Below are 20615 nucleotides of genomic sequence, written 5' to 3'. Positions count from 1 at the left end.
TATGACAAATAAAAAAGATAAAAAAACAGAAGTAACTACTTTTGATGTACAAGTTGCCGAATTTATCCGTAACCATAAAAAACAAGGTTCAGCTACAGACGATGAAATCAATGACCAATTGGTTATTCCATTTACGCTTGATGCTGACGGAATCGATGATTTGCTCCAACGTATTCAGGACGCAGGGATTTCGATTGTTGATAAAGAAGGGAACCCTTCTGCTCGTGCTATGCAGGTAGAGGAAGAACCAGAATTATCTGATGAAGAATTGCTCGGAAGTACTTCTGCAAAAGTGAACGACCCAGTCCGCATGTATTTGAAAGAAATTGGTGTTGTACCTCTTTTGACCAACGAAGAAGAGCAAGAATTGGCTCTGGCAGTCGAAGCAGGGGACCCAGAAGCAAAACAACGTTTGGCTGAAGCCAACTTGCGTTTGGTTGTATCCATTGCCAAACGCTATGTCGGCCGTGGTATGCAGTTCCTTGACTTGATTCAAGAAGGAAACATGGGCTTGATGAAGGCCGTTGATAAGTTTGACTATTCAAAAGGTTTCAAGTTTTCAACCTATGCAACCTGGTGGATTCGCCAGGCTATCACTCGTGCCATTGCGGACCAAGCGCGTACAATCCGTATCCCTGTTCACATGGTAGAAACCATTAACAAATTGGTCCGTGAACAACGCAATCTCTTGCAGGAATTAGGTCAGGATCCAACTCCTGAACAAATCGCTGAGCGTATGGATATGACGCCTGAGAAAGTTCGTGAAATCCTCAAGATTGCACAAGAGCCTGTTTCACTCGAGACCCCAATTGGTGAAGAAGATGATAGTCATCTTGGAGATTTTATCGAAGACGAAGTCATTGAAAATCCAGTTGATTACACAACTCGTGTCGTTCTTCGTGAACAGTTAGATGAGGTATTGGACACTCTTACTGACCGTGAGGAAAACGTATTGCGTCTTCGTTTTGGTTTAGATGATGGTAAAATGCGTACGCTTGAAGATGTTGGTAAAGTCTTTAACGTAACCCGTGAACGCATCCGCCAAATCGAAGCCAAAGCCCTCCGTAAACTCCGCCACCCATCCCGTAGCAAACCACTCAGAGATTTTATTGAGGATTAGAAAGATTCGGGGAACCTTTTTAACCGCTCGCTGCAAACTGGAAACGAGCGAGAGTTCGGGGAGGTTTTGACACAAACTTCGTTTGCTTCATCTCCAACCTTCAACAGTCTCCCAGACTGTTGAAGCCTGCCCAGAAATAAGAAAGCAGGCTAACCCAGTGGTGTTTTAACCCGAGCCTAGAAATAGTAAAGCGAGGCTAATCTCCGGGGGAGGTGATCGACGTTTCTCATATCATTCGACCATAATGATGTGAGAAACTAGTAAGTCGTCTAGGCAATTCTATTGGGAATTGCCGTTAGTTGAGTAGCTTTTCAAAGCACTCAACTTTGGCGAGTTGAACCGCTCGCTGAAAACTGGAAACAAGCGAGAGTCCGGGGGAGGTTATTAACCGCTCGCTGCAAATAAGAAACGAGCGTACTCAATACCTGCTAAGAATTGAGAATGCAGTCTAACCCAGTGGTGTTTTAACCCGAGCCTAGAAATAGTAAAGCGAGGCTAACCTCCGGGGGAGGTTTTTAACCGGTCGCTGAAAACTGGAAACGAGCGAGAGTTCGGGGAACCTTTTTAACCGCTCTCCCTTAAATGAGAATGGGAGCGTAACGTCCAGTGGACTTTTTGACACAAACTAGGTTTGTTTCTTTTCTAGTATTGAACTTGTGAAAAAGAAAGAGAGAAAAATGACGTACACAGAAGATCAAATTAAAGACATTCAGGAGCGTATTTTTCATGCTCTTGAAGATGTGATTGACCCTGAGCTAGGTATTGATATTATCAATTTAGGGCTAATTTATGAAATCCGATTTATTGAGGGCAAGGCTGAAATTGATATGACCTTGACGACCATGGGTTGTCCATTAGCTGATCTAATTACCGATCAAATTCATGATGTACTGAAGGATGTTCCAGAAGTAACAGAAGTAGATGTGAGACTGGTTTGGTCACCAGCTTGGACCGTTCAAAAAATGAGTCGTTATGCTCGAATTGCATTAGGAATTAAATAAAAAAACAAAATGGTTTCGAACGTTTGAAGCCATTTTTTTATTAATGTTTGGATTTTTTGTAAAAAATATTAAAAATTATACTTGTCAAAGAGAAATTTCCGTGTTACAATAAACAGGCCTAGGAAAAGTAGTCATACCTATTCTAGCAAATATCAGACCTATATGGGATGAGTAGCTCTGCTATTGATCATAACCAAAGCCTACGGACAGGCGGGTCGAATGCCGAAGCGTGGTGTAAGCCACATTATTGATAGGGTTAAAAGCCTACATTTTATAAGTTGATTTTAGGGTTCATCCCTAATTCGTATATCAAATTTAGTGTGGTGAAAGCACACGTCATCTTGTGAAACGGTCAATAAAGTACGTATATATTTGCACTGGAGAGTAGGAAACGGTAGGCACATAAACTCAAGAGAAGAATAAAAAGCGTCAATTTGGATTGTAGAGCAGGATGAACCCTGCTCTTTTTACTTGTTTAAAAAGGGTGGGAGTCCATCAAGCAAAGGAGTTTTTCGATATGAAAAATCAACACCAAGCCCCTATTTATCAGGGGTTGGTACAGTTACGCCGGAAACGGATTGTTCCCTTTGATGTCCCAGGACACAAACGGGGACGGGGTAATCCAGAGTTGGTCGAACTGTTAGGAGAAAGATGCGTGGGGATTGATGTTAATTCCATGAAGCCTTTGGATAATCTAGGGCATCCAGTCTCCATTATTCGAGAGGCGGAGGAATTGGCGGCAGAAGCCTTTGGTGCCAGCCATGCCTTTCTCATGGTTGGAGGGACAACCTCTTCCGTCCAGACCATGATTCTGGCGACCTGTAAGGCGGGCGATAAGATAATCCTCCCTAGAAATGTCCACAAGTCAGCCCTCAATGCCCTTGTTCTCTGTGGTGCCATCCCTGTCTATGTGGATATGAGCGTGGAGCCACGGATTGGTATTGCTCTTGCCTTGGAAAATGATGCCTTTGAACGGGCTATTGCAGAACATCCTGATGCGGTTGCTGTCTTGATTAACAATCCGACCTATTATGGCATCTGCTCGGACCTGCGTACCCTGACTGAGAAAGCTCACGCAACGGGCATGAAAGTATTGGTCGATGAGGCCCACGGAGCTCATTTGCATTTTTCGGAAAAATTGCCAGAGGCAGCTATGGATGTGGGGGCTGATATGGCTGCTGTTTCCATGCATAAGTCAGGTGGTAGTCTGACCCAGAGCTCGCTCCTATTGGTCGGTCCAGATATGAATGTGGAGTATGTCCGCCAGATTATCAACCTGACCCAGTCGACATCCGCTTCCTACCTCTTGTTGGCTAGTCTGGATATTTCACGTAGAAATCTGGCCCTTCGTGGGAAAGAGTCTTTTGAAAAAGTCATTGAAATGTCTGAGTATGCTCGTCGTGAAATCAATGCTATCGGTGGCTACTATGCCTATTCCAAGGAATTAATTGATGGTAAAACGGTGCATGATTTTGATGTAACCAAGCTCTCCATCTATACGCAGGGCATTGGTCTGACAGGGATTGAAGTCTATGATTTGCTGCGGGATGAGTACGATATCCAGATTGAATTTGGCGACATTGGCAATATCCTGGCCTATATTTCAATCGGTGACCGCTTGCAGGACATCGAGCGGCTAGTGGGGGCTCTGGCTGACATCAAGCGTCTTTACTCACGAGATGGTTCGGATTTGATTTCGGGAGAATACATCCAGCCGCAGCTGGTTTTGTCACCGCAGGAAGCCTTTTATGCAGAGCGGGAAAGCCGTTCCCTGCAAGAAGCAGTTGGTCAGGTCTGCGGGGAATTTGTCATGTGCTATCCGCCAGGTATTCCTCTTTTGGCCCCTGGAGAACGAGTGACCCAAGAAATTGTTGACTACATCATCTTTGCCAAGGAGCGCGGTTGCTCCGTCCAAGGTACGGAAGATCCAGATGTCAACTTCATCAATGTCATTAAGGAGGTCTAGTCATGGAAATGTGGTTTTCAGAAGTCCAAACGCCAGATGTCAAGCTATCCATTCGGACCAGCCAGCAGCTCTATGCAGGCAAGAGTGAATTTCAGGACATTGCTGTGTTGGACTCGCCAGCCTTTGGAAAGATTTTGACCCTCAACGGTCGGGTTCTTTTTTCAGATGCAGATGATTTTGTCTACAACGAGATGGCTGTTCATGTGCCCATGGCAGTTCATCCAAATCCCAAGAAAATCTTGATTCTGGGTGGGGGAGATGGTGGGGTAGCCCAAGTTCTCAGTATGTATCCTGAAATCGAACGAATCGATGTGGTTGAGCCAGATGAACTCTTGGTTGAAGTGTGTCGTCAGTATTTCCCAGACTATGCAACTGGCTTAGAAGATGAGCGGGTCGAGGTCTATTTACAAGATGGTCTGCGTTTCTTGCGCAACTGTGAAAACGAGTATGACATCATCATCAATGATGCGACAGATCCTTTTGGGCATACGGAAGGACTCTTTACCAAGGAATTTTACGGTAATGCCTACCGGGCTTTGAAGGAAGATGGCATCATGGTTTATCAGCATGGTTCGCCATTTTATGACGAAGATGAGTCCGCCTTTCGATCCATGCACAGAAAGGCGACCCAATCTTTCCCTATCAGCCGTGTTTATCAGGCCCATATTCCGACATCTGCTGCGGGTTATTGGCTTTTTGGCTTTGCCTCTAAAAAATACCATCCTATAGAAGATTTTGACAAGGAAAAATGGAAAGCGCGCCAGCTTTTCACAGAATACTATACCGCTAACCTCCACATCGGAGCGTTTCTCTTGCCTCGATACGTGGAAGACATTTTAGAAGAAGAGGAGAAAAAATAATGAGTCGTTTGTTAGTGATTGGTTGTGGCGGAGTTGCCCAAGTTGCCATCAGCAAGGTTTGTCAGGCAGAAGATACCTTCAAGGAAGTCATGATTGCCAGCCGGACCAAGTCCAAGTGTGATGATTTGAAGGCTGTTTTGGAAGAAAAAACATCTGTAAAAATCGAAACTGCCCAAGTGGATGCGGACAAGGTAGAAGAAGTGATTGCCTTGATTGAAAGCTACCAGCCCAAAGCTGTCCTGAATGTGGCTCTGCCTTACCAAGACTTGACCATCATGGATGCCTGCTTGGCGACTGGAGTGGACTATATTGACACGGCCAACTACGAGTGCGAGGACACCGAGGATCCAGAATGGCGGGCTATCTACGAAAAACGCTGTGCAGAAGAAGGATTTACGGCTTACTTTGACTATTCATGGCAGTGGGCTTATAAGGAGCGTTTTGAAAAAGCAGGGCTGACTGCTCTTTTGGGATCAGGATTTGATCCAGGGGTGACCAGCGTCTTCTCAGCCTACGCACTCAAGTATTATTTCGATGAAATCCACTATATCGACATCCTCGATTGCAACGGTGGTGACCACGGTTATCCATTTGCGACCAACTTTAACCCTGAAATCAACTTGCGTGAGGTTTCTGCCCCAGGTTCCTACTGGGAAAATGGCAAATGGGTGGAAGTGGAAGCCATGTCGATCAAGCGAGAATATGACTTCCCAGAAGTGGGGCAGAAGGATATGTACCTCCTACACCATGAAGAAATCGAATCGCTGGCTAAGAATATTCCAGGTGTCAAACGCATTCGCTTCTTCATGACCTTTGGTCAGCCTTACTTGACCCATATGAAGTGCTTGGAAAATGTGGGTCTCCTGCGAACAGATCCAATCAACTTCAACGGACAAGAAGTAGTGCCTATCCAATTCCTCAAAGCATTATTGCCAGACCCAGCTAGCTTAGGTCCTCGTACTGTTGGGAAAACCAACATCGGCTGTATTTTCACAGGCATCAAGGACGGTGTAGAGAAGACTATCTACATCTACAACGTTTGTGATCATCAGGAATGTTACAAGGAAGTTGGTTCACAGGCGATTTCCTACACAACTGGCGTGCCAGCTATGATTGGAACCAAGTTGGTTATGGACGGAACTTGGAAGAAACCGGGTGTTTACAATTTGGAAGAACTAGATCCAGATCCATTCATGGACTTGCTCAATCAATACGGATTGCCTTGGCAGGTAGTAGAAAACCCAGTTTTGGTGGACTAGATGAGAATTGATCAAGTCCCAACGCCAGCCTATGTCATTGACGAGGCTAAGCTGGTCAATAATTTAGAAATTCTCAAGTCTGTCCAAGACCGGACAGGCTGTAAGGTACTTTTGGCCCAAAAAGCCTTTTCCATGTATGCCACCTATCCGCTGATTAGCCAATACCTAGCTGGAACCACCGCATCAGGTCTCTATGAAGCCAAGCTGGGTTGTGAGGAATTTGGGGGCGAAGTCCATGTCTTTGCTCCAGCCTTCAAGGATGCGGATTTGGAGGAGATTTTGGAGATTACGGACCATATCGTCTTTAACTCAGAGCGCCAACTCCGCAAGCATGCGGACAAATGCCGAGAAGCAGGAGTGAGTGTGGGTTTACGTATCAATCCCGAATGCTCCACTCAAGACGAGCATGCACTTTACGATCCCTGTGCAACAGGCTCTCGCTTTGGTGTTCGTATCAGTCAGTTTTCAGAAGACCTGCTGGACTTGGTGGATGGCCTGCATTTCCACACTCTCTGCGAGCAAAATTCGGATGATTTGAAAACGACCTTGGATGCTGTTGAGGCCAAATTCGGTCCCTACCTCCACAAAGTCAAATGGCTCAATATGGGTGGTGGCCACCATGTGACCAGAGAAGATTATGATGTAGAATTGCTAATATCCTCCATCCAGCATATGCAGGAAACCTACGGGTTGGAAGTCTACATCGAGCCTGGTGAAGCCATTGCCCTCAATGCAGGCTATCTGGTGACAGAGGTCTTGGATATTGTGGAGAATGGCATTGAAACCCTGGTTCTGGATGCATCAGCTACCTGCCATATGCCTGATGTCTTGGAAATGCCCTATCGCCCACCGCTTCGTTATGGCTTTGAGGCTGGAGAGAAGGCTTTTACTTACAGACTATCTTCCAATACCTGTCTGACGGGCGACATCATCGGCGATTATTCCTTTGAAAAGCCTGTGGAGATTGGTGACAAACTCTATTTTGAGGACATGGCAATCTATTCTTTTGTTAAAAATAATACCTTCAACGGCATCGGTCTGCCAAGTCTGGTCTTGATGGATCAGACTGGTGACTGCCGTATTATAAAGGAATTTGGCTATGAAGATTTCAAAGGGAGGTTATCATGAAACGTTACTTCAAAATTAGTGAGACTCCATTGAAATTAGTGCGTTATGAAAATGGATTGACAGAGCAATTTACTGAGAATGAAGGGTGGTTTGAACAAGAACTTTGGTATCAAAAAATATTTTTTAGTGATTTTATGGATTATGAAGAAATCACAGAAGAGGAATGTTTGCGACTGACTTTGCCAAAGAAATTAGGTTATCGTATGCCTGCTGAGTATGAGCCCCATCATGGCACGCTCATGGTTTGGCCGACTCGCCCAGGATCCTGGCCCTTTGATGGTCAGGGGGCAAAAAAAGCTTTTAGCCAGGTCATTAAAACCATTGCTGAAAGCGAGCAGGTCTATCTCTTGGTGGATGAGGCACACCGTGAAGAAGCCAAAACCATGCTGGGGGCTGGCATTTCCTACCTGGACATCCCCACAAACGACGCTTGGGCGCGTGACACAGGTCCGACGGTTTTGGTTCATGAAAATGGCAGAGCCTTGTCTGTCGATTGGGCCTTTAACGCTTGGGGTGGAAGCTACGATGGTCTGTATCAGGACTATGAGGCAGATGATCAGGTGGCTAGTCGCTTTAGTCAGGCCATCGGTCTGCCAGTCCATGATGCCCATCCCTTTGTCCTAGAAGGCGGAGCCATTCATAGTGACGGCGAGGGAACCATCTTGGTGACCGAATCCTGCCTGCTCAGTCCAGGTCGCAATCCTCATTTGACCAAGGACCAGATTGAGCAATTGCTTCTAGATAGTCTAGGTGCTGAAAAGGTTCTCTGGCTGCCTTATGGTATCTTCAATGATGAAACCAATGAACACGTGGACAATGTTGCAGCCTTTGTTGGTCCAGCCGAGATAGTTTTAGCCTGGACAGATGATGAGTCAGATCCCCAATATGTCATGTCTAAAGCTGATTTGGACTACTTGGAAAAGCAAGTGGATGCCAAGGGTAGAAAGTTGACCGTTCACAAACTGCCTATTCCCAAACATCCTATTCTAATAACAGAAGAGGACTTGCCAGGCTATGTCTATGAAGCGGGGGAAGAAGTACGGACAGCTGGCGAACGTTTGGCGGCTTCCTATGTGAATTTCTACGTCAGCAACGGTGCGGTTCTGGTGCCCCAGTTTGATGATGAGCATGATGCGCAGGCACTGCATCTCCTAGCGCAGCTTTTTCCAACCAGAAAAGTCGTCGGCATTCCAGCTCGCGACATCCTACTTGGAGGTGGAAATATTCACTGTATCACCCAGCAGATTCCCCGATTTAGAAAGGAAAACAAATGAGAAATGTTACTGTAGCAGCTGTCCAGATGCAGTGTAGTCAGGACCTTTGGGAAAATTTGGCGACCGCAGAGCGTTTGGTCAGACAGGCTGCTGATCAGGGAGCGCAGATTATTCTCCTGCCTGAACTCTTTGAGCGTCCTTATTTTTGTCAAGAACGCCAGTATGATTATTATAACTATGCCAAGTCTGTAGAGGAAAATGCTGCTGTTCAGCACTTTATTCCTATTGCCAAGGAATTGCAGGTTGTCTTGCCTATTTCCTTCTATGAAAAAGATGGTAATAGCCTGTATAATTCCATTGCGGTCATTGATGCGGATGGTAGTGTTTTGGGAGTTTACCGCAAGACTCATATCCCTGACGACCATTATTATCAGGAGAAGTTTTACTTCACACCTGGAAATACTGGATTTAAAGTCTGGAAAACTCGTTATGCGAAAATTGGCATTGGCATCTGTTGGGACCAATGGTTTCCAGAAACTGCTCGCTGTCTAGCTCTGAATGGGGCAGAATTGCTCTTTTATCCAACAGCTATTGGTTCGGAGCCGATTTTGGATACAGACAGTCAAGGCCATTGGCAACGAACTATGCAAGGTCATGCTGCAGCCAACATCACACCTGTCATTGCGGCCAATCGGATTGGCTTGGAAGAAGTACAACCTTCTGCAGAAAATGGAGGCCAGTCTTCTAGCTTGCGTTTCTACGGTTCCTCTTTCTTGACAGATGAGACAGGTGAATTGATTGAGAAAGCAGGTCGTGAAGAGGAAGCTGTCTTGCTTGCTACTTATGATTTGGACAAGGGTGCGCGTGAGCGTTTGGATTGGGGACTCTTTAGGGACCGCAGACCACATATGTATCAAAAAATTACAGAATAAATAAAACAACCTTGTCAGAAGATAAGGTTGTTTCGTCTATTATTTAAGGATTTGTTGTAAAAATTGGCTTCCATAAATCCAAAAGAAGCTGTAGGCAACGATGGAAAATGGACGACAGAGGAGAGTGATGGTGATAAATTTTCGATAACTCATGCTAGTTAAGCCTGTAATCATGACAACAATATCAGCAGGAGATATAGGTGAGAGCATGCAAAGTATGAAGAAAATTTCATAACCACGTTTATTATCTATTTTACTCTCATATTTGAAAAAAGTTTCTTCACTCATAAACAGTAAACAGAATTTTTTTCCATAACGACGAGCCAACCAGAAGAGAATAATACTACCGACGGATATGCCAACATAATTTAAGAAAAATCCCCACCAGAAATTGAAAACAAGAAATCCAACGACGGTAGTGACCCCGCCTGGTATGATTGGGAAAATAACTTGAATAATTTGTAGGATTAGGAAAAACAAGCTACCAAAGGCACCTTGATGTTTAATCCAATCGGACAAGACATTCTGATCGTTTAAAATGCCAATCTTATATAACCAAAATAGAAAAATAAATGTCCCTATCAGTGTAATAATACTCAATACTTGAATTGCTTTTTGCCAGAATTTATACATAATTATATTGTACCATATTTCAAAAAATTTTAAAATTGTAAGGAAATTGTAAAAAATAGCTTTGCTTTTTACGAAAAAATCTGCTATAATAATTTTCGTATCAAACCTAAGGGGTTGTTACGGATTCGACAGGCATTATGAGGCTTGTTCTGCAACTCATCGGCAGATGTAAAAATGCCAGTTAAATATAACTGCAAAAAATACAAACACTTACGCATTAGCAGCTTAATAACCTGCCTGCGTGACCAGTCGCGAATTGCTTGTGTTTGCTGATTGGTCTTAAAATAACAAGCTACGTTGGGATTGAGTCAGGCTGTCCCAAAAGAGATGAACTGACTCGCTTGTGCTAGGTTTGAGTTATGTATCGAGCCCAAGTTAAAGCAAGACATAACCTATGGTTGTAGACGAATAAGTTGGCAGGTGTTTGGACGTGGGTTCGACTCCCACCAGCTCCATATATGGAAGATTACTCAAGAGGCTCAAGAGGCCGTGTTGGAAACGCGGTAGGCGTGTAACAGCGTGCGTGGGTTCGAATCCCATGTCTTCCGTATGGCAAGAACGATGAAAATCGTTCTTTTTTTCTTGCTATTGAGATCCTATGAAAACAGAAACGTTCCTTTTTTATTAAAAATATCTTGTAATTTGTCGAGAATATGTTATGATAGTTAACAATATACTTACGAAAGAGGGATTGTTAATGTTGAATGTACAAGAATTAGCCAAGACAGAATTGCATTGCCATTTGGATGGTTCCCTATCTTTATCGGCAATCCGACATCTTGCCCAACTGGCAGAAATTTCCATTCCAGATAAGGATGAGGAACTCAGAAAATTGGTCAGTATAGAGGGCAAGGTTGATAGCCTGATGACCTATTTGAAAACCTTTGACTTTATCCGTCCGCTCTTACAAACCCCAGGAGCATTGGAACTAGCTGCCTATGATGTTCTCCGTCAAGCAGCAGTGGATGGAGTCTTCTATATTGAACTTCGCTTTGCACCAGAATTATCGACTGACAAGGGTTTGACTATCCTAGAAGCTGTGAAAGCCGTCTTGCGTGGGATGGAAAAGGCTCAGAAAGAATTTGGCATAGTTGCCAAGCTCTTGGTATGTGGCTTGAAACAAACCGATCCAAGTCAGACCAGAGAAATCTTTTCTGCTATTGCCGATCTGGCACCGAAAGGATTGGTTGGCTTTGATTTTGCTGGAAACGAGGCAGACTACCCAACTCATGAGCTGGCAGAGTTGATTGACTACACACAATCTCTAGGCTATCCCATGACCTTTCATGCAGGTGAGTGTGGTTGCATGACCAATGTAGCCCAAGCTCTGGCCTTGGGTATCAAGCGGTTTGGACACGGAACGGCTCTTAGCGGTCACGCTGAGGCTATTCAGGCTTTTGTCAATAGCGGAGCAACGCTTGAGATGTGCCTGACTTCAAATCTCCAGACCGGAGCAGCTCAAACTCTAGCAGACTTCCCCTATGAACAGCTGGTTCAAGCGGGAGCAAAGATTACCATCAATACTGATAATCGAACGGTTTCTAATACAAACCTAAATAAAGAATATCAGCTATTTGTAGAGTATTTTGGAACGACCAAGGAAGAATTTTATCAATTCAACAGAAATGCTATTCAAGCAAGCTTTGCCAGTGAGGAAGAAAAGGCAAACTTACTTGATGTCCTGGCTCAAAAGTATAATCTGTAAAAAGAAAGCTCTAGGCCATGTCATAAGGACAGGCAAAGAGCTTTTTCTTATTGCAAATTCAATTTCTTAGTCATGATAAAGTGTGTACCAAAATAGTAGGCAAAGGCCAGAATGATATTGACCAAGGCCAAGATAGGATTTGGGTATAATGGTTGTGCTGCATTATAAAGGTTCTCTAGATAATTGGTAAAAACAAGAGTTCCAAACACACCAACTACAATTGAAATGCCAATATAGGTCAAAATGGCAAACAGTAGACGGTGGTCTTTAAACAGTTGACCAACAGATATGGAGAAGTAAATGAGCAAGATTCCCATTGTTGACTCGATAAGTGCATAAAATAGATGAGCAAAAACTACAGACCAGTCAAATTGTTGAATAAGAGTTTGTAGCTCAGGGACAAGAAATTCTTCAATTTCGAACATGAGCACCGCTAAAATAATCCCGATAGAAAGAATAATGGTAACACCTGCTAAAAAGTACCAAACCAATGAAGCTACAAGTTTGCTGAGGATAATTTGGTGGCTGGAGACAGGCAAGGTCATGGTCAAATAGCCCTGACGTCCATAGACATTTTTTCTAAATCGGTTAATAACCATGAAAAAGGTGGACAAGCCGAGTGCTGCAATCAGGATACCGAAGGTCATGAAGGAAGTACCGAAAAGAACCATTTCAGCACCGCCAGGTTCTGTGGTTCCACCTTGTGTCCGTATGGTCAAAGCTTGTAACCAGAATCCAAGTATGGCAGATAGGGCCAATGCCCCGGCATAAATTCCTAGATACCATTTTCCAACGGATTGAAATTCATATTTGAGTAATTTCTTAAACATAGCAATCTCCTTCTAACTAAGCCTTAAAGTCTTGGCGGAAGAGTTCGTCAATGGACTCGCCACTTTCAATACGAAGGTCATCCACGTTTTCATGGCGAATAACACTACCATATTGAAGGAAAATTACTTCGTCCAAAATTTGTTCAACATCTGAAATCAAATGCGTGGAGATGATAACAGAAGCAGTAGGCGAATAGTTGTTGACGATGGTTTTTAAAATATAATCACGAGCAGCAGGGTCAACACCACCAATTGGCTCATCCAAGACATAGAGTTGTGCCTGACGGCTCATTACCAGAATAAGTTGGACTTTTTCCTTATTCCCCTTAGAGAGATGTTTCATACGACTGTTTAAATCAATGCCCAAATCTTGTAAAAGATGGAGAGCACGCTCCTTATCAAAATCAGCGTAAAAATCTTCAAAAAATGTAATTGCTTCGAGCACTTTCATATGCTCATCGAGATAAGTCGTATCTGGGAGATAAGATACAATTGCCTTGGTTTCTGGCGATGGGGTGCGACCATTGATCAATACTTGACCATATTCTGGTTGCAACAGACCGTTGATCAATTTAATCATGGTTGTTTTACCTGAACCATTTGGTCCCAAAAGTCCTATGATTTTTCCAGCAGTCAACTTCAAATTGACATTATTTAGGGCGACAGCTCCACCATAAGATTTTGAAACTTGTTGTAGCTCAACCAAAGTATATGCGTTATTCATAAGTGACTCCTTTCAAATAATCATCTAACTGGCCAGTGAGGTCGTCGTGTTTGAACCCCAAATCTAACATATTGTTCACAAAATTCTCGAGTTCCTTTTGTGCTAAATGTAGGCGAGTTTGTGTAATCAATTCTTGATTATCTGTTACAAAACGACCTGTTGTGCGAACCGAGTAAACAAAGCCTTCCGTTTCTAAATCAGACAAAGCGCGCTGAACGGTATTTGGATTGACGCCAGCAATTTCGGCTAAGTCACGAACAGTGGGAAGTTTATCTCCAGATTTTAATTGATTAGTCACAATCTGCAATTTAATAGTATTGCTGATTTGAATATAGATGGGGATGTTATTATCAAATTTCCAAGCCATAATCATTTCCTTTCTAGGATGACACCGTGTTTATGTCTTATCTTAATAATACAATAAACTATATAAATTAGCAAGAAAAATGTTTTGAATTTTTAAAAAATATTTTTGGATAAATATTTGATATAATGGAAGAAACATGAAAAGGAGAATACCATGCTGGCACAATTAGATACAAAGACAGTTTATACCTTTATGGATAGCATGGTGACGATAGAAAATTATGTAGGCAAGGCTAAAGAGCTTGGTTACCACGCATTGGGGATAATGGATAAAAACAGTCTTTATGCAGCCTATAGTTTTATGGAATCCTGTAACAAAATGGGACTTCAACCAATTATTGGTTGTGAACTGGACTGGAAATTACAGGAAGGGGAGCAGGACATCACTACGCAATTGATTGCTCTGACAACCAGAGGTTATCGCAATCTATTGAAAATTTCGACTGCTAAGATGACAGGGCAAGATGATTTTGAAACTATTCGTCAATATTTAGTCGACATAGCAGTGGTTGTTCCTTATTTTTCTGGCATTGAGCACCTTGAGTTAGGTGTTGACTATTATATCGGAGTGACGGTTGATACACCAGTTCAAGACTTTAAGCAAGCAATACTCCCAATTCATACGGTTCGTTTTTTTGAAGAGGAACAATTGGAAAGTCTGCAGGTTCTACATGCTATTCGAGATAATATTCCACTTAATCAAGTTGCAGATATAGATAGTCGACAAAAGCTTTTATCGGCTGATAGCTTAACCAATCTATTTTCTAATCGGTTTCCGCAAGCAGTTGATAATTTACGTGACTTGGTTGCAGGGGTTTCTTATCAATTAAATACAGATTTAAAATTGCCGCGTTTTAATCGTGACAGACCTGCAGTGGAAGAATTATACGAGCGCTCCTATCAAGGATTAGAAGAGAAGGGCTTGACTAATTCACTGTATAAGGAACGCTTGGAAAAGGAATTATCCATTATTCATCAAATGGGATTTGATGATTACTTCTTGATTGTATGGGACCTACTTCGTTTTGGACGTAGCCAAGGGTACTACATGGGAATGGGGCGCGGTTCAGCTGTTGGAAGCCTAGTTGCCTACGCCTTAAATATCACAGGTATTGATCCTGTTAAGCATAATCTTCTCTTTGAACGCTTTCTCAATGCTGAACGTTATTCAATGCCCGATATTGATATTGATATTCCAGATATTCATCGAGCAGATTTTATTCGTTATGTACGAGATCGTTATGGTTCAACCCATGCTGCGCAAATTGTAACCTACTCGACATTTGGAGCTAAGCAGGCCATTCGTGATGTATTTAAGCGTTTCGGAACACCTGAATATGAGTTAAGTAATATTACCAAGAAAATCTCATTTAGGGATAGTCTTACTTCTGCCTATCAGCGAAATGCCGCTTTTCGTCAGATTATCAATAGTAAGATAGAGTACCAAAAAGCTTTTGCGATTGCTCAACAAATTGAAGGGCAACCCCGACAGACTTCTATCCATGCAGCAGGGATAGTGATGAGTGATGAGGACTTGACAGATACCATCCCTCTTAAAATAGGGGATGACATGCTGGTAACCCAATATGATGCACATGCTGTTGAGGCGAATGGTCTGTTGAAGATGGATTTTCTTGGCTTACGAAATCTGACCTTTGTGCAAAAAATGGCAGAAGGAGTACGTGAACGTTATCAGCAGGAAATTGATGTTGCCAAGATAGATTTAGAAGACAAGAAAACCTTGGAACTTTTTGCTGCTGGTCGGACTAAGGGAATTTTTCAATTTGAACAGCCTGGTGCGATTAGCCTGCTTCGAAGGGTCAAACCTGGTCGATTTGAAGATATAGTTGCTACAACGAGTTTGAATAGACCGGGGGCTAGTGATTATTCGGATAACTTTGTAAAACGCAAACATGGACAAGAGACAGTTGATTTGTTGGACCCAACCATTGCTCCTATTTTACAACCGACTTATGGTATCATGCTTTATCAGGAACAGGTCATGCAGATTGCACAGGTCTATGCAGGATTTACGCTTGGCAAGGCGGATTTACTCCGCAGGGCGATGTCTAAAAAGAATGCCCAAGAAATGCAGGCAATGGAAGCGGAATTTTTACAGGGAGCACTGAAAAACGGACATGCTGAAGAGAATGCAAGGGAAATATTTGGCATGATGGCTAAGTTTGCTGGTTATGGTTTTAACCGTAGCCACGCCTATGCTTATTCAGCCTTAGCCTTTCAAATGGCCTATTTCAAGAGTCACTATACGGATGTCTTTTTTGATGTCATGCTCAATCATTCTAGCAGTGCCTATATTGAAGATGCGATGCAGTTTGACTTTGAGGTAGCTCGACTCACGATTAACAATATTCCTTATCACGATAAGTTTGATAAAAGTAAGGTCTACCTAGGATTAAAAACACTGAAAGGTTTGCCTAAAGATTTAGCTTTATGGATATTGGATCATCGTCCCTATAAGTCTGTAGAAGATTTTATTTTGCGCTTGCCAGATAATTTCAAGAAAAAGGATTTACTAATTCCTCTTATTCAGATTGGTTTATTTGATGATTTTGACGCCAATCGTAAAAAGATTATTGAAAATCTAGACAATCTCTTTGTCTTTGCAGAGGCGATTGGTACATTTTTTGCAGAGGAGAGTTATAGTTGGACAGATGTAGAAGACTACAGCGACAGCGAAAAATTTATGCTAGAGCAAGAATTGCTAGGTGTTGGTATTAGTCCGCATCCTTTAGTCAATATTTGTCGAGAGTCTAAGCGTAGTTTTACAGATTTGGCTGATTTAGCGATTGGCAATCGAGCAACCGTTCTTGTGCAGATTCAAGCTATTCGATTGATTCGTACCAAAAAGACTGGGGAGCAGATGGCATTTCTTCGAGTGACAGATACCAAGAGGACACTTGACGTGACTCTTTTCCCAGAATCTTATCGCCAATACGCTTCTATTTTGGAAGAAGGGGGAATGGGGTACATCACAGGTAGAGTGCAAGAGCGCGATGGACAGTTGCAATTAGTTCTAGAAAAATTAGAGCCTGTCAGTTTGGAGAAATTTTGGATTCTTTTGGAAAATCGAGAACACGATTATGCTGTTGCTCGTATTTTGGATAAATATAGAGGAAGCATTCCAGTAGTACTTCATTATCAAGATAGTAATCAGACAATTCAGGCTGAGCACCACATGGTTATGAAAACGCCTCAATTAGAAGAAGAGTTAAGTGAATTTGTTATGAAAACGATTTTTCGATAAAAAAATAGCAAAAAGTCAAGCAAGTTTAGGCTAAGTATGTTATAATAGGGCAGTTAAAATGAAAAGTTAAAGGAGCATTAACGAATGAAACGTATTGCTGTTTTGACCAGTGGTGGTGATGCCCCTGGTATGAACGCTGCTATTCGTGCAGTTGTTCGCCAAGCAATTTCAGAAGGAATGGAAGTTTATGGAATCAACGAAGGTTACGCAGGTATGGTTGCGGGTGATATCCATGAATTGTCTGCACGTTCTGTAGGTGATATTATTTCACGTGGAGGAACATTCCTTGGTTCAGCTCGTTATCCAGAATTTGCCAAATTAGAAGGGCAACTTAAAGGGATTGAGCAATTGAAAAAACATGGTATCGAAGGTGTAGTTGTTATCGGTGGTGATGGTTCTTACCACGGAGCAATGCGCTTGACGGAGCATGGTTTCCCAGCTATTGGTGTACCTGGTACAATTGATAACGACATCGTGGGTACAGATTTTACAATCGGTTTTGATACAGCTGTAACAACTGCTATGGATGCGATTGATAAAATCCGCGATACTTCATCAAGTCACCGTCGTACTTTCGTTGTTGAAGTAATGGGACGTCATGCGGGAGACATCGCTCTTTGGGCTGGTATTGCTTCTGGTGCAGATGTTATCGTTGTTCCAGAAGAAGACTTCAATATCAACGATATTGTTGACCGTATTAAAGCGGGCTACGACAATGGTAAGAAACATAGCATCATTGTTTTAGCTGAAGGTGTTATGCCAGCTGCACAGTTTGCTGAAGAATTGAAAGCAGCAGGCGATACAAGTGATCTTCGTGTGACAGAACTTGGTCATATCCAACGTGGTGGTTCTCCAACAGCGCGTGATCGAGTACTCGCTTCACGTATGGGTGCTCATGCCGTTAAATTGCTTAAAGAAGGCCGTGGAGGTCTTGCAGTAGGTATCCGTAACGAGCAAATGGTTGAAAATCCAATTCTTGGAACTGCAGAAGAAGGTGCATTGTTCAGCTTGACTGCAGAAGGTAAGATTGTCGTGAACAATCCACATAAAGCAGATTTGGATTTGGCTGAATTGAACCGTAACTTGTCAATCTAATTTGACATTTCATTAAAGTGTTATTAAGGGTCATAAGACCATTGAAATAAAAGGAGTTTTGTTAAGATGAACAAACGTGTTAAAATTGTTGCAACCCTTGGTCCAGCGGTAGAAATCCGTGGTGGAAAAAAATTCGGTGATGATGGTTACTGGGGTGAAAGCCTTGATGTAGAAGCATCAGCACAGAAAATTGCTCAATTGATTACCGAAGGTGCAAACGTATTCCGTTTCAACTTCTCACATGGTGACCACCAAGAACAAGGTGAGCGTATGGCAACTGTACGCCGTGCAGAAGAAATTGCTGGTAAAAAAGTTGGTTTCTTGTTGGATACAAAGGGTCCAGAAATCCGTACAGAATTGTTTGAAGGTGATGCAAAAGAGTTTTCATACACAACTGGTGAAAAAATCCGCGTAGCAACTAAACAAGGCATTAAATCAACTCGCGAAGTGATTGCATTGAACGTTGCTGGTGGTTTGGATGTATTTGACGATGTTGAAGTTGGTAAACAAGTTCTTGTTGACGATGGTAAACTTGGTCTTAAAGTAATCGAAAAAGATGCTGAAAAACGTGAATTTGTTGTTGAAGTTGAAAACGACGGTGTTATCGCTAAACAAAAAGGTGTAAACATTCCTTACACAAAAATTCCTTTCCCAGCTCTTGCTGACCGCGACAACGCTGATATCCGTTTCGGTTTGGAACAAGGTTTGAACTTCATCGCAATTTCATTCGTTCGTTCAGCAAAAGATGTTGAAGAAGTTCGTAACATTCTTAAAGAAACTGGTAATGAGCACGTTCAATTGTTCTCAAAAATCGAAAACCAACAAGGTATCGACAATATTGATGAAATCATTGAAGCTTCAGATGGTATCATGATTGCTCGTGGTGACATGGGTATCGAAGTACCATTTGAAATGGTTCCAGTTTACCAAAAAATGATCATCACTAAAGTGAATGCAGCTGGTAAAGCAGTTATCACAGCAACAAACATGTTGGAAACAATGACTGAAAAACCACGTGCAACTCGTTCTGAAGTATCTGACGTATTCAACGCAGTTATCGACGGTACTGACGCAACAATGCTTTCAGGTGAGTCTGCAAACGGTAAATATCCAGTTGAATCAGTTCGTACAATGGCAACTATTGCTAAAAACGCACAAACTCTTCTTGACGAATACGGTCGTTTGAACTCTGATCACTTTAACCGTGCATCTAAAACAGAAGTTATTGCATCTGCAGTAAAAGATGCTTGTCACTCAATGAACATCAAGTTGGTTGTAACAGTTACTGAAACTGGTTACTCAGCTCGTTCAATCTCTAAATACCGTCCAGATGCTGACATCTTGGCAGTAACATTTACTGAGAAAGTACAAAAATCATTGATGCTTAACTGGGGTGTTATCCCGGTTGTAACAAACCGTCCAGATTCAACTGACGATATGTTTGATTTGGCTGAACGCATTGCCAAAGAGCAAGGTCTTGTTGAAGCAGGAGATGATATTATTATCGTTGCTGGTGTGCCTGTAGGTGTTGCAGGTTCAACAAACACTATGCGTGTTCGTACAGTAAAATAATCAAAAAGGTCCTCTTGGAACTTTCAGATTGAAGACAAACATCTCGCTTGATGTTTGTCTTTTTCTGTTTATTGGTCTGATAGTCCGTCTTTTTGCCAGAATAGTGGCTATTTGGACAAAATAAAAAGGCTTCCCTGCCCTCATTTTTACCAATTTCTTTAGATTTAAACACGCCAAAGTCAGTCCAACCTTATCTTCCATTTTGGACTTACCTTTCTCTCTTGTATAACGAAGATTGTGGTACTCTTTGGCTGTCCCAAAGAGGCGTTCAATGGTTTCTTTCCGCTTCTGGTAGAGCTCCTTCATACCTTTCCTGTGCCGAATCTCTTCACAGCTTTCTAAAGCCTCTTTCCAAATGTGTCGAGTTACCACTTTCTGCTTGTTCTTGCTTTCTGTACAAATTGATAGAAGTGGACAAGTAGCACAGATAGCTGAGTCACTCTTATATTCCCGATAACCTTCTCTGGTTGTAGTGCGATAGGTTAAGACCTGATTCTCAGGACAGATATAACAGTCATAGTATTCATCATAGACAAAATCCTTCGAGCGTAGTTTCCCTTTCTTTCCTTTCGGTCGTGTATACGGAAAGACTGGAGTAATCTCTTGTTCTAGGAGGAAGCGAGCGATACTTTGGGTCTTATAGCCAGAATCGGCAACGAGAAAGCTAGGCTGAAAGGGTTGGAGTTTAGCGAAGAGTACAGGAAAGGCCTGGCTGTCATGGACATTGCCAGCCTCCACGCTATAAGCCAGAGCCCAACCATGCTTGTCACAAGCAACCTGAGCTGTATAAGCAAATACTTCCTTCGCTTTCTTATTTCTAGGCTCAGGCTGAAAAGGTTCCCCTTTATGAAACCAGCCACTTTCAGGGTCAGTTGTAGAAATTTTCTTAGCGATGGGTCCCTCCTCTTTTGCGGGCCCTAGCGGCTTTTTTGCATGCTTTTCTCT

Annotated in this window: 16 protein-coding genes, 1 tRNA gene, 1 other RNA gene and 1 pseudogene; 14 read left to right on the top strand and 5 right to left on the bottom strand. The window is 42.6% G+C overall.

What is annotated here, in order from left to right; all coding sequences use genetic code 11:
- Nucleotide 1 precedes the first annotated feature (1 nt).
- From rpoD to aguB, 8 genes are all read left to right on the top strand, one after another.
- On the top strand, nucleotides 2-1120 hold the full coding sequence (gene rpoD, locus NOL38_RS03895; protein WP_002935555.1) for an RNA polymerase sigma factor RpoD: 1119 nt from the start codon (nucleotides 2-4) through the stop codon (nucleotides 1118-1120).
- Nucleotides 1121-1797: 677 nt separating this feature from the next.
- Nucleotides 1798-2121: a metal-sulfur cluster assembly factor gene (locus NOL38_RS03890; RefSeq protein WP_002935553.1), complete on the top strand. Its 324-nt coding sequence runs from the start codon at nucleotides 1798-1800 to the stop codon at nucleotides 2119-2121.
- Between the two features lie 517 nt (nucleotides 2122-2638).
- The gene (locus tag NOL38_RS03885) at nucleotides 2639-4087 is read left to right on the top strand and encodes an aminotransferase class I/II-fold pyridoxal phosphate-dependent enzyme (protein ID WP_277941418.1); all 1449 of its coding nucleotides are present in this window, start codon (nucleotides 2639-2641) and stop codon (nucleotides 4085-4087) included.
- A 2-nt stretch (nucleotides 4088-4089) separates the two neighbouring features.
- Complete coding sequence (gene speE, locus NOL38_RS03880; RefSeq protein ID WP_024385568.1) at nucleotides 4090-4947, top strand: polyamine aminopropyltransferase; 858 nt, start codon at nucleotides 4090-4092, stop codon at nucleotides 4945-4947.
- Nucleotides 4947-6206 carry a saccharopine dehydrogenase family protein gene (locus NOL38_RS03875; protein WP_277941417.1) on the top strand — a complete coding sequence of 420 codons (1260 nt, stop codon included), beginning with the start codon at nucleotides 4947-4949 and terminating at the stop codon, nucleotides 6204-6206. The genes speE and NOL38_RS03875 overlap by 1 nt, the downstream gene beginning before the upstream one ends.
- Nucleotides 6207-7334 (top strand): carboxynorspermidine decarboxylase, encoded by a 1128-nt coding sequence (gene nspC / locus NOL38_RS03870; protein WP_277941416.1) that lies wholly within the window; start codon nucleotides 6207-6209, stop codon nucleotides 7332-7334.
- Between the two features lie 134 nt (nucleotides 7335-7468).
- Complete coding sequence (gene aguA / locus NOL38_RS03865) at nucleotides 7469-8608, top strand: agmatine deiminase (protein ID WP_277941463.1); 1140 nt, start codon at nucleotides 7469-7471, stop codon at nucleotides 8606-8608.
- Nucleotides 8605-9480 carry an N-carbamoylputrescine amidase gene (gene aguB, locus NOL38_RS03860; protein WP_277941415.1) on the top strand — a complete coding sequence of 292 codons (876 nt, stop codon included), beginning with the start codon at nucleotides 8605-8607 and terminating at the stop codon, nucleotides 9478-9480. The genes aguA and aguB overlap by 4 nt, the downstream gene beginning before the upstream one ends.
- 39 nt (nucleotides 9481-9519) lie before the next feature.
- Here the strand turns inward: aguB and NOL38_RS03855 are convergent, their stop codons facing one another.
- Entirely contained in the window at nucleotides 9520-10113 is a 594-nt protein-coding gene (locus NOL38_RS03855; RefSeq protein WP_105124968.1) for a TVP38/TMEM64 family protein, read from the bottom strand.
- A gap of 110 nt (nucleotides 10114-10223) precedes the next feature.
- Between NOL38_RS03855 and ssrA the strand changes: the two genes are divergently transcribed.
- The 3 genes from ssrA (at nucleotide 10224) to add (ending at nucleotide 11818) form a co-directional block, all read left to right on the top strand.
- Nucleotides 10224-10571: a transfer-messenger RNA gene (ssrA, locus tag NOL38_RS03850) on the top strand.
- Nucleotides 10572-10573: 2 nt separating this feature from the next.
- Nucleotides 10574-10661 (top strand) — tRNA-Ser (locus NOL38_RS03845).
- Between the two features lie 149 nt (nucleotides 10662-10810).
- Nucleotides 10811-11818 (top strand): adenosine deaminase, encoded by a 1008-nt coding sequence (add, locus tag NOL38_RS03840; protein ID WP_425244231.1) that lies wholly within the window; start codon nucleotides 10811-10813, stop codon nucleotides 11816-11818.
- 47 nt (nucleotides 11819-11865) lie between these two features.
- On the opposite strand, the gene NOL38_RS03835 is transcribed toward add, so the two are convergent.
- The 3 genes from NOL38_RS03835 to NOL38_RS03825 are packed head-to-tail and all read right to left on the bottom strand — an operon-like array spanning nucleotide 11866 to nucleotide 13739.
- Nucleotides 11866-12648 carry an ABC transporter permease gene (locus NOL38_RS03835; RefSeq protein WP_277941413.1) on the bottom strand — a complete coding sequence of 261 codons (783 nt, stop codon included), beginning with the start codon at nucleotides 12646-12648 and terminating at the stop codon, nucleotides 11866-11868.
- 16 nt (nucleotides 12649-12664) lie between these two features.
- Nucleotides 12665-13372 carry an ABC transporter ATP-binding protein gene (locus NOL38_RS03830; RefSeq protein ID WP_029186726.1) on the bottom strand — a complete coding sequence of 236 codons (708 nt, stop codon included), beginning with the start codon at nucleotides 13370-13372 and terminating at the stop codon, nucleotides 12665-12667.
- On the bottom strand, nucleotides 13365-13739 hold the full coding sequence (locus NOL38_RS03825) for a GntR family transcriptional regulator (protein WP_014638280.1): 375 nt from the start codon (nucleotides 13737-13739) through the stop codon (nucleotides 13365-13367). The genes NOL38_RS03830 and NOL38_RS03825 overlap by 8 nt, the downstream gene beginning before the upstream one ends.
- A gap of 153 nt (nucleotides 13740-13892) precedes the next feature.
- Here NOL38_RS03825 and NOL38_RS03820 point away from each other — a divergent pair, with 153 nt between their 5' ends.
- From NOL38_RS03820 to pyk, 3 genes are all read left to right on the top strand, one after another.
- Complete coding sequence (locus NOL38_RS03820; RefSeq protein WP_277941412.1) at nucleotides 13893-17003, top strand: DNA polymerase III subunit alpha; 3111 nt, start codon at nucleotides 13893-13895, stop codon at nucleotides 17001-17003.
- A gap of 84 nt (nucleotides 17004-17087) precedes the next feature.
- Nucleotides 17088-18098 (top strand): 6-phosphofructokinase, encoded by a 1011-nt coding sequence (gene pfkA, locus NOL38_RS03815; RefSeq protein WP_002940961.1) that lies wholly within the window; start codon nucleotides 17088-17090, stop codon nucleotides 18096-18098.
- A 66-nt stretch (nucleotides 18099-18164) separates the two neighbouring features.
- Nucleotides 18165-19670 (top strand): pyruvate kinase, encoded by a 1506-nt coding sequence (pyk, locus tag NOL38_RS03810; protein ID WP_277941411.1) that lies wholly within the window; start codon nucleotides 18165-18167, stop codon nucleotides 19668-19670.
- On the opposite strand, the pseudogene NOL38_RS03805 reads toward pyk, so the two are convergent.
- A pseudogene (locus NOL38_RS03805) lies at nucleotides 19645-20615 on the bottom strand (transposase); the annotation flags it as partial. The gene pyk and the pseudogene NOL38_RS03805 sit on opposite strands and share 26 nt — an antisense overlap.

The sequence above is a fragment of the Streptococcus suis genome (genome assembly GCF_029616525.1).
GTDB lineage: Bacteria > Bacillota > Bacilli > Lactobacillales > Streptococcaceae > Streptococcus > Streptococcus suis_AF.
This window is presented reverse-complemented; position numbering and strand designations above follow the sequence as displayed.

Excerpts from the sequence above, each read along its gene's own strand:
- rpoD (WP_002935555.1), top strand. The coding sequence starts at position 2 with ATGACAAATAAAAAAGATAAAAAAACAGAAGTAACTACTTTTGATGTA.
- NOL38_RS03890 (WP_002935553.1), top strand. The coding sequence starts at position 1,798 with ATGACGTACACAGAAGATCAAATTAAAGACATTCAGGAGCGTATTTTT.
- NOL38_RS03885 (WP_277941418.1), top strand. The coding sequence starts at position 2,639 with ATGAAAAATCAACACCAAGCCCCTATTTATCAGGGGTTGGTACAGTTA.
- speE (WP_024385568.1), top strand. The coding sequence starts at position 4,090 with ATGGAAATGTGGTTTTCAGAAGTCCAAACGCCAGATGTCAAGCTATCC.
- NOL38_RS03875 (WP_277941417.1), top strand. The coding sequence starts at position 4,947 with ATGAGTCGTTTGTTAGTGATTGGTTGTGGCGGAGTTGCCCAAGTTGCC.
- nspC (WP_277941416.1), top strand. The coding sequence starts at position 6,207 with ATGAGAATTGATCAAGTCCCAACGCCAGCCTATGTCATTGACGAGGCT.
- aguA (WP_277941463.1), top strand. The coding sequence starts at position 7,469 with ATGGATTATGAAGAAATCACAGAAGAGGAATGTTTGCGACTGACTTTG.
- aguB (WP_277941415.1), top strand. The coding sequence starts at position 8,605 with ATGAGAAATGTTACTGTAGCAGCTGTCCAGATGCAGTGTAGTCAGGAC.
- NOL38_RS03855 (WP_105124968.1), bottom strand. The coding sequence starts at position 10,113 with ATGTATAAATTCTGGCAAAAAGCAATTCAAGTATTGAGTATTATTACA.
- add (WP_425244231.1), top strand. The coding sequence starts at position 10,811 with ATGTTGAATGTACAAGAATTAGCCAAGACAGAATTGCATTGCCATTTG.
- NOL38_RS03835 (WP_277941413.1), bottom strand. The coding sequence starts at position 12,648 with ATGTTTAAGAAATTACTCAAATATGAATTTCAATCCGTTGGAAAATGG.
- NOL38_RS03830 (WP_029186726.1), bottom strand. The coding sequence starts at position 13,372 with ATGAATAACGCATATACTTTGGTTGAGCTACAACAAGTTTCAAAATCT.
- NOL38_RS03825 (WP_014638280.1), bottom strand. The coding sequence starts at position 13,739 with ATGGCTTGGAAATTTGATAATAACATCCCCATCTATATTCAAATCAGC.
- NOL38_RS03820 (WP_277941412.1), top strand. The coding sequence starts at position 13,893 with ATGCTGGCACAATTAGATACAAAGACAGTTTATACCTTTATGGATAGC.
- pfkA (WP_002940961.1), top strand. The coding sequence starts at position 17,088 with ATGAAACGTATTGCTGTTTTGACCAGTGGTGGTGATGCCCCTGGTATG.
- pyk (WP_277941411.1), top strand. The coding sequence starts at position 18,165 with ATGAACAAACGTGTTAAAATTGTTGCAACCCTTGGTCCAGCGGTAGAA.